The organism is Microbacterium umsixpiens (assembly GCF_053543675.1).
Genome location: NZ_JBLVOH010000078.1, coordinates 1 through 9,256, shown reverse-complemented (window position 1 = coordinate 9,256; position 9,256 = coordinate 1). Strand labels below are relative to the sequence as shown.

The window sequence follows — 9,256 nt, the reverse complement described above, 5'->3', positions numbered from 1 at the left end:
CCCCCGATCCGGGCTGTCAGGGTGAACGGCGTCGTGCGGTCAGCCGGCAGCTCGGCCCGGTGTGTGATCGTGACGGGCATCCACAGGCCGTCCGTCCCCTCGGCCTCCCATCGAAGGGCCGACGACGATGCCGTCGCCGCCACGGTCACGCTGACGTCGGTCACGCCGCGAGGCTCCTCGAACCGCCATCCCACCCACTCCCCGCGACGCAGCGCGACACCGGCATCCCCCGACGGCACACCGTCGTCGAAGACGCGGTCCGGACGGATGGTGTCGGGGGAGGCGACGACCTCACCGGCGCCGGAGGTCAGGTCAGGGCACCAGATCGCGAGGTCGTCGAGGGAGGAGCCCGCTTCGAGCGCCGCGACCGGGTCGACGCCGAACTCCAGTTCCAACACCGCGTCGCCGGAGAGCGCGTCGATCGGCAGGTCGGCCGAGGGTAGGGGCACCCCGTCGAGTCGCGCCTCCTGCAGGATGTGGGCCGAGGGGGTGGCTCGACGCGACCGGATGCGCAGGGAGGAACCGTTTCCGCGATCCACGCGGATGTCGTCGAAGAGAGGCGACCCGATCCGCAGCCGGCCCGAGGCGAGTTCCAGGGGATAGAGCCCGAGCGCGGCCCACAGCCACCAGGCGCTCATCTCGCCGTTGTCCTCATCGCCCGGGAACCCCTGGCCGATGTGCGCGCCGGCGAACAGGCGCGCGGCGAGGTCGTGCACGAGCGGCGCCGACTGCCAAGGCCGGTCGCTGAACGCGTACATGAACGGGATGTGGTGCGCCGGCTGGTTCGAGATCGCGCACATCCCGGAACGCAGCGCCCTCGCCTCGCGTTGCTCATGGATGACGGTGCCGTACGCGCCGCCGAAGCGTTCATCGGCGGTCTCGGGTTCGGCGAACAGGGCGTCGAGGTGGCGTCCGAGACCGGCGGGACCGCCGTAGAGGTCGGCGAGGCCCGCTCCGTCGTGCACGGCGCCGACCGACATGCCCCAGGCGTTCGTCTCGACGTTGTCTCCGCCCCAGGATCGCGGATCGAACCCGGATGCGGAGAACGCGCCCTCATCGTCCCGGCCACGGAAGAACCCGGTGTCGTCGTCGAACAGCGTGCGATACGACCGGGCTCGATTCGCGAAGTACCGGGCGAAGGATCTGTAGCGCGCGGCGTCCGCGGCCGTGGCGGACTCGGTGGCGAGCTGCGCCGCGAGGCGCCCGAGTGCGGCATCGCTCACCGCGTTCTCGATGCTCCAGCTCATGCCCTCGGGAACATTCGAGGAGATGTATCCGGTGAACCGGCCCCGCGCGATGCCCTTGCGGCCGCGGCGCGCATCCGGCCCCGGCTCGCACGCGTTCCGCCATCCGCTCTCGAACGCGGTGACGCGGTCGAAGCCCACGCCCCAGCGTGCGGCATCGGCGAAGATCTGGTCGCTCGAGGTGCCGACCATGCTGTCGACGTATCCGGGTGCGCTCCATCGCGCCATCCAGCCTCCGCGGCGATACTGCTCGAGCTGCCCGTCGAGGAGCCGCCCAGCGAGGGAGGGATCGAGCAGGGCGAGAGCCGGCCACTCGGTGCGGTACGTGTCCCAGTATCCGTTGTTCACGACGAGTTCGCCGTCGACGGCCGGTGCGACTCCGCTCTCGTCGTGTGACTCGCGCGCGGCGAACACGTCGGCGAATCGCCAGACCGGCGCCTCCGCCGTCCCGACGTTCTCGGCGGCACTGTTGGGATACAGGTGCATCCGGTGGAGCGCGGCCGCGATCCGGGACCGATGCTCCTCGTCGGCGAGCCCACGATAAGGGGCCTCCGCGTCCGGCAGCGGTGGGATCGACACCCGCCCCAGCCGTCGGTTCCAGGAGGCGGCGGCCGCATCGCGCAGCTCTCCGTAGGCGCTCGACCGCGGAGCCTCCGTCTCCAGAGCGTGCCGGGCCTGCTCCACCGACAGGAAGGAGATGCCGATCCGCACCTCGAGCGATCCACGTCCGCCCACGTATCCCGCGACCCGCCCGCGGCCGTCGTCATCGAGGGGCCCGCGATCGAGTGTCCGCTCATCGTCGCGGGGGTGCCGGACCGTCCCGGCGAAGAAGCAACGGGGAGCGTTGCCCCAGTCCTCGGGCCCCTCCGGGATCCACCCCTCGAATCCGCCGGCATCCGTCCAGAAGAGACGCCCCGCGTCGGTGAGCTGGTCGATGACGAAGCCGACCGGGGCGGCGGCATCCGCGCTGTGCACTCGGAACACCGCTGCGTGCTCCGTCGCCGTCATCTCGACCTGCAGGCCGTCGCCGAGATCGGCCGCGTACTCGTGCGGACGCGCCCGTTCGGAGCCGGGGGTGATCCAGCGCCGGCGGCCTCCGCGACGCGAGGTCGGCGCGCCCAGGAACGGCATCACCTGCAGCACCGAGCGATCGCCGATCCACGGGCTCGGCTGATGGGAGAACTGCAGCGCTTCGAGCCGTCGCCCCTGCCGGTCGTCATGCACGAACGGCCGGTACGGCCAGCGGGCGTCTTCCGCATCGGTCGCCGGCATGACGAAGGTGAACCCGTGCGGCACGGCCACCGCCGGGATGGTGTTGCCGCGAGAGAACCGTGGACCCGAATGCGAGCCGCGCCGGGTGTCGACCCGTTCGACGGGCGAGAGGTCACGGGCGGGGGCCTGCGCTTCGACCACGACCTGCACGAACCCGGTGCACCGCGCGGGCAGGTCTGCGCCGTCGGGCAGAGGCACGGTGCCGAGCACGACCTCGACCGTGCCGCTGCGGCGTGCGAAGGGGGCGAGGGAGACGGTGTCGGCGTTCCACTGCTCGGGCATGCTCCAGCGGGCGGCGAACTGCGCCTGCGCGGTGAGCGGGAAGTCGTAGCGGTCGCGCACGGCCGACGTGTCGCTCAGTCGCGCGCCGTCGGCGAAGCGCACATCGACCGTCACAGCGAGGGCTGCGTGCGGAGACAGTGTCGCGGCGGGGCCGTCGGCGTAGAACGCCCAGTGCAGCACGGTGTCGGGGGAGATCTCGAGGTCGGTGAGCCCGGGCACGTCGACCCGCTGCTCGCCGGCAGAGGGATCGAAAGCGAAGGTGAACACCGGGCCGGGCAGCACGCCCGCTCGGGGACGGGACGACGGAGGATCGGCCGGCCCGTCCGCCGGCGTGAGATGCGCGGCGCTCACCCCTTGATCGCGCCCTCCTGCACGCCCTTGAAGAAGAAGCGCTGCGTGAACGAGAACATGATGACGATCGGCACGAGGGCGATCATGGTGCCGGCCGCGATCAGGCGCGGGTCGACCGAGAAGCTGCTGTTCAGATACGCCATGCCGACGGTCAGCGTGTACTTCGACGGGTCGGACAGCACGATGAGCGGCCACAGGTAGTCGTCCCAGGCCCCGATGAATGCGAAGATCGCGACCACCGAGACCATGCCGCGGATGTTCGGCCACACGATGTGGCGGATGCGCTGCCAGGTGGTCGCACCGTCGACCGTCGCGGCATCCAGCACGTCCTTCGGGATCATGCGGCAGGCGGTGGCGATCAGGAGCACGTTCATCGCGCTGATCGCGCCGGGGAGGAAGACGCCCCAGAGGGTGTCGGCCAGCCCGAGGGCGCGGATCGTGAGGAAGTTGCTCGTCACCGTCACCTCGCCGGGGAAGAGCAGCGTGGAGAGCAGGATCGCCATCACGATCCACTTGCCGCGGAACCTCATGCAGCCCAGCGCGTAGCCCGCGAACGTGGCCAGGACGACGTTGCTGACGACCGTGCCGACCGAGACGAGCAGCGAGTGCCAGGCGTAGAGGTACACCGGGACGATGTCGGCGACCCTGCTGTAGTTCTGCAGCGTCGGCTCGCGCGGGATGAGCTCGGGCGGGAAGGAGTAGATGTTCTCCTGGGGCCCCTTGAAGGATGTCGACAGCTGCCAGATGAACGGCCCGATGACGAGCACCAGGACGAAGAGGAGGAGGGCGTATCGACCGATCAGACCGCCGAGGGTCGGCTTGCTGAAATCGCCGGATCCGCGGCGGCGGAACATGCGCTCGCGGGTCGGCGCCGACAGCTCCTCGGAGGGGCGGGCGTCCTCTGTCGAACGGGGCGGCGTGAGCGTGCTCATGCGGAGACCTTCGCCTTCTTCTCGCGATTCATGACGGCGATCGCGACGAGCGGGATGAGGGTGAGCAGGAACAGCGCCACGCTGATGGCGGACGCGTATCCGATGTTGCCGTTGAGGCCGGAGCCGACCTGGCGGATGAGCATCACGAGCGACATGTCGTAGCCACCGGGACCGCCCGTGCTCTTGGAGAGCACGTCGAGCTCGGCGAACACCCTCATGGCGGATACGGCGATGAGCACCGAGATGAGGAGCATCGCGCCGCGGACGGAGGGGATCGTCACCGACAGGAAGCGACGGAAGGAGCCGGCGCCGTCGAGCATCGCCGCCTCGTGCAGCTCCTTGCCGACGTTCCCGAGCGCCGCGAGGTACACGACCATGTAGTAGCCCAGGCCCTTCCAGACCGTGAGCAGGATGGCGCAGCCGAGCAGCAGCCAGCGGTCGACGAGGAACGCCATCGGCTTGTCGACCAGCCCGAGGAACTCGAGCGTCTGGTTGATGATGCCGCGGCTGTCGAACAGCCAGGTCCAGATGAGGGCGACCACGACCACCGAGGCGATCACGGGGAAATAGAACGTGGTGCGGAAGAACGAGATGCCGGGGAGCTTCTTCTGCACGAGCAGCGCCAGCAGCAGCGGGAGGATCGTGAGCAGCGGCACGCACACGACGACATAGATGAGGCACGTCGTCAGGGCGTTCCAGAACATCTCGTCGCCGAACATGCGCTCGTAGTTCGCCCCGCCGACGAACTCGGGCGTCCGCAGGGGCTTGGCGTCGGTGAAGCTGAGGAAGACCGTGTTCAGGAACGGCCAGAGCGCGAACACCAGCACCCAGGCGACGGCGGGCCCGAGGAGCAGCCAGGGTGTGAACCACCGGTGGGATCTCATCGTCTTCCTGCCGGCCGGGATGCCGGTGTCCGCGCGCATGGCTTACTTGTCCACGCGGTTGGCGTTGGCGTACTCGACGATCTTGTCGAGCTGGGCCTTCGCGTCCGCCTCGCCGTTGACCGCGAGGGCGATCTGCTGGGTCATATACGTAGCCATGTCGGAGGTCCACTGGAACGGCAGCGCCTTGGCGTCCTTCATCGCGCCGAACACGGTGTCGATCGCCGACAGCTGCTTCTCGTCGGTGACGGTCGCGGCGATGTTGTCGACGACCTGGTCTCCGCCCTCGGCCGTGCCAGGTGCGGTGCCGACGGCCAGAGACGAGAACGCCACCTGGTTCTCCTGGTTCGTCGCGAACTCCGCGAAGGCGAGCGCGGCTTCCTTGTTGTCGGAGTCGGCCGAGACGTTGAGCCCCTGCACGTACAGCGGTGCGACACCGAGTCGCGGCGTCGCCACCGTGTTCTCGAGCAGCGCCGGTGCGTCCTTCTGCAGGTCGGTCGTGAAGCCGGTGCCGCCGGTGGTGAAGGCGACCTTCTCCTGGATGTACGCCTCCGCGTTTCCGCCGTAGTCACCGGTCAGGGCTTCCGCCGGCATCGCACCCGCGGCATACGCGTCGGCGTACTTCTCGATGATCGCCGCGGCCTCGTCGGTGTTGAAGTCGAACTCGCCCTCGTCGTCGATGACCTCCATGCCGGCTGCGGTGAACGTGTCGAGCGCCGGGATCGAGGAGAGGAGCTGCACCTTGCCGCCGGACTCCGTCGCCACGTCCTTCGCGAGCGTGAGGAGCTCGTCGACCGTGGTCGGGAGGTTCTCCTCGGTGACGCCGAAGGGTGCGAGTTGCGCGAGGTTCCACCAGGAGGCGTCGCTGGAGAGGTACCAGGGCAGGCCGTACGTGCCCTCCATGCCCGGGTACTGGCTGTAGGCCTCCCAGGCGCCCGTGTTGTAGGCGGTCTTCAGGTCGGGGTCGGCGGTCTCCAGGTCGATCAGCTTGCCCGCGGCGACCAGCGGGTACGCGATGTCGGGCGGCAGGTTCAGCACGTCGGGGAGGGTGTCGGCGTTCGCCTGGCTCAGGATCTTCTCCTGGTAGCCGTCGCCCGGCTGGTCGAGCCACTCGACCGTCACGTCGGGGTGCTCCTTCTCGAACGCGTCGATGAGGTCCTCGAAATACGGGGTGAACTTCTCGTTCTTGAGCGACCACGTCTGGAACTGGATGGTGCCGCTCAGCTCGCCCGATGTGTCGATGGGGCCCGAGGCGTCGGAGGTGCCGCCGCCTCCCGTGCAACTCGTCAGCGCCAGAACGCCGATGCTGAATGCTGCCAGAGCGACAATGCGTGTGCGAACTTTCATCGTGCTTCTTCCTCGAGGCGGGCGAATCCGCGCGAAGTCCGCAGGAACGGACTACAGCGCTTTAGCAGATGAAACCATCCGATTTCCTCCCTGTCAAGGCACTCGTCGGGCGACGCATTGCCTGCAAGTGCAGGAGTGCGCACCGTTCGTTGCTCAAGCGTTATAGTGGTGCGAACTCCGCCCTCCTCGAAGGGCACGTCCGAAAGGTCTGACACATGACGCAGCGCGGCGCCCTCGATGCTCCTCTGAGGTTCGGGGCGAACTACACGCCGTCGAAGAACTGGATGCACTCCTGGCTCGACTTCACCCCCGACGACGTGCGCCGGGACTTCGCGGCTCTCGCGGAGCTCGGGCTCGATCACGTCAGAGTCTTCCCGCTGTGGACCGTGCTGCAGCCGAACCGCACGCTCATCCGGGAGAAGGCCATCGACGACGTCCGTGCCGTCGTCGACATCGCCGGCGAGTTCGGCATGGATGCGGGCATCGATGTGGTCCAGGGGCACCTCTCGAGCTTCGACTTCGTCCCCTCGTGGCTGTACACGTGGCACGACAAGAACATGTTCACCGATCCACGGGCGCTCGAGGGTCAGGTCGCGCTCGTCGACCGGCTCGGTCGGGCGTTGAGCGACGCACCGAACTTCCTCGGCCTGACGCTCGGTAACGAGACGAACCAGTTCTCCGCGCATACGCATCCCTCCCCCTGGCCGGTCACGCAGGACGAAGCCGGCGGCTGGATCTCGACCCTGCTGGCGGCGGCGGAGGCCGCGGCGCCGGGGCTCCCGCACGTCCACAGCGAGTACGACGCCGTCTGGTACATGGACGGCCACGGCTTCACGCCCGCGCATGCGTCGCGCCTGGGGGCCATGACCACGATCCACTCCTGGATCTTCAACGGCACCGCCCAGCGCTACGGCGGTCGCTCGGTCGCCTCCGATCGTCACGCCGAGTACCTGATCGAGCTCTCCCGCGCCTTCGCGACCGATCCCGACCGGGCGGTGTGGCTGCAGGAGGTGGGCGCCCCCTCGAACTGTCTCACCGACGAGGAGATGCCGGGCTTCCTGGAGGCGACGGTGCGCTCCGCCGCGCGCACCCAGAACCTCTGGGGCATCACCTGGTGGTGTTCGCATGACGTCAGCCGCGACCTCGGTGACTTCCCCGAGCTGGAGTACACCCTCGGGCTCATCGGTCAGGACGGCGCGGCGAAACCCATCGGCCGGCGTCTCGCTGAGATCATCCCCGACCTGCGTCAGCGCGTCGCGCCGCCCGTGAGGGACACGGCGATCGTGGTGGACGTGGACGAGCGCGAGGTTCCCGTGAGTCGGGCGGCGCTGAGCCCGGGCGGGGTGGTGTTCCAGGCCTGGGTGGATGCCTGCGCCGCGGGCCTCGATCCCGCACTCGTGACGTCGCGCGACGCGCTCGACCCCGTAGCGCTCGACGCGCGAGGAATCCGTCGTCTCATCCGTCCCGACCTCTCGGCCGACGTGGTCGACCCCTACGGATCGGTCAACACCGTCGTCCAGAGCTGACCGCGATCGCGGTTCGGGCCGGACGAGGTCGTTCAGGCGAGGCGCGCGGGCGGAGCGGTGCTCTCGCGTGCCGTGAGCACCGGCGTCGGACCCTCGACGCTGGGCAGGTTCACTCCCGCCTCGATCTGCTGCAGCAGCAGGGTCGCGGCGCGCTCGCCGAGTTCGAAGGTGTCTCGGGTCATCGCCGTGATCGACGGGTTGATCAGTCCGGCGATGACGGAGTCGTCGAACGAGGCGAGGGAGACGTCGCGCGGCACGGCACGGCCCATCTCCTGGGCGACGCGGAGACCTGCGACCGCCATCACGTCGTTGTCGTAGACGATCGCGGTCGGCTGCTGCCGACCGGAGAGCAGCGAGCGCGTGACCGCCGATGCGCGTGCGGGCGAGAAGTCCGTGATGATGACCTCGCCCTCGACGCCGTCGGTTCTCATGCGCCCGAGCACCTCGGCACGCAGGCGCGTGTGTTCGAGTTCGGCCGGGCCGGCGACGTAGGCGATGCGGGTGTGCCCGAGGGCGGCCAGGTAGGAGAAGAGCGTCTCGGCCACCGTGTCGTCGCCGATCCAGACGCTCGGCACGGAGCCCTCCGGCGAGGGCTCGGAACCGATCATCACGGCCCGGGCGTCGAGGGCTTCGATGCGCCCGACGCGGGGATCGTCCTCGCGGGGGTCGATGAAGATGAAACCGTCGACCTGGTTGGAGGAGCGCCACTGTCGGTGCACTTCCATCTCCTCGGCGATGTCGCTGACGAGGCGGAGCTGCAGGCTGACCTTGCTCTCCGACAGCCGTGACTCGATGCCCGCGATGAGGTCGGTGAAGAACGCCTCGGATCCCAGTGACCGTGCCGGGCGGGCGAGGGCGAAGCCGACGGTGTTGGCGCGCGCTCCGACCAGCGCTCGAGCCGCCGAGCTCGGCTGCCAGCCGTTCTCTTCGACGATGCTGAGGATGCGCTGCCTGGTCTCGTCGCTCACGCCGGGGCGGCCGTTCAGCGCGAAGGAGACGGCACCGGGAGAGACCCCTGCCATGCGCGCGATGTCGGCGATGGTGACGCGTTTCGCCGGGGTCATAGTCCCTCACCATACTTGATCGATTTAGTCTCGCGGAAGAAGTGACGATGTGTTTAGACTTGGTTACTAGATCGTTTTAGTAAATCCGATAGCATCAACACGGCGTTGCCTGTCGCGCCGCGGACCAGCACTCACCGTCGAGCCCGGAGATTCCCATGCATGACGACACCTCGCTCACCGTCGGCCGCGTCAAGCGGGTCCTCGAGGAGCGCATCCGCCCGGCGATCCACTCGGCCTCCGTGCCGCTGGACGTCGAGATCCACGAACTGCCCGGCGAGCCGATCGCTCCGGCCGAGGGGCTCGCGCTCGCCTTCGAGCCCGGCGTCGTCGGAGCCCCCTGGGGTCCCGCCTGGGGCA

At 68.9% G+C, this 9,256-nt stretch carries 7 protein-coding genes; 2 read left to right on the top strand and 5 right to left on the bottom strand.

What is annotated here, in order from left to right:
• The 4 genes from ACNPM4_RS08050 to ACNPM4_RS08035 form a co-directional block, all read right to left on the bottom strand.
• Window positions 1-3,149: GH92 family glycosyl hydrolase (locus tag ACNPM4_RS08050; RefSeq protein ID WP_448985341.1), on the bottom strand; the 3,149-nt coding region annotated here is incomplete at its 3' end.
• Window positions 3,146-4,081, bottom strand: coding sequence for a carbohydrate ABC transporter permease (locus tag ACNPM4_RS08045; RefSeq protein WP_105711555.1), 936 nt, complete (start codon window positions 4,079-4,081; stop codon window positions 3,146-3,148). The genes ACNPM4_RS08050 and ACNPM4_RS08045, both read right to left, overlap by 4 nt.
• Entirely contained in the window at window positions 4,078-5,004 is a 927-nt protein-coding gene (locus tag ACNPM4_RS08040) for a carbohydrate ABC transporter permease (RefSeq protein ID WP_372467579.1), read from the bottom strand. Before ACNPM4_RS08040 ends, ACNPM4_RS08045 begins: the two co-directional genes overlap by 4 nt.
• Window positions 5,005-5,007: 3 nt before the next feature.
• Window positions 5,008-6,309 (bottom strand): ABC transporter substrate-binding protein, encoded by a 1,302-nt coding sequence (locus tag ACNPM4_RS08035; RefSeq protein ID WP_448985340.1) that lies wholly within the window; start codon window positions 6,307-6,309, stop codon window positions 5,008-5,010.
• Between the two features lie 215 nt (window positions 6,310-6,524).
• Here ACNPM4_RS08035 and ACNPM4_RS08030 point away from each other — a divergent pair, with 215 nt between their 5' ends.
• Window positions 6,525-7,835 (top strand): glycoside hydrolase 5 family protein, encoded by a 1,311-nt coding sequence (locus tag ACNPM4_RS08030; RefSeq protein ID WP_448985339.1) that lies wholly within the window; start codon window positions 6,525-6,527, stop codon window positions 7,833-7,835.
• A gap of 32 nt (window positions 7,836-7,867) precedes the next feature.
• Here the strand turns inward: ACNPM4_RS08030 and ACNPM4_RS08025 are convergent, their stop codons facing one another.
• On the bottom strand, window positions 7,868-8,899 hold the full coding sequence (locus ACNPM4_RS08025; protein ID WP_400857519.1) for a LacI family DNA-binding transcriptional regulator: 1,032 nt from the start codon (window positions 8,897-8,899) through the stop codon (window positions 7,868-7,870).
• A 155-nt stretch (window positions 8,900-9,054) separates the two neighbouring features.
• Between ACNPM4_RS08025 and ACNPM4_RS08020 the strand changes: the two genes are divergently transcribed.
• Window positions 9,055-9,256, top strand: a 202-nt coding sequence (locus ACNPM4_RS08020) for a hypothetical protein (RefSeq protein WP_448985338.1), incomplete at its 3' end; no start/stop codon positions are given.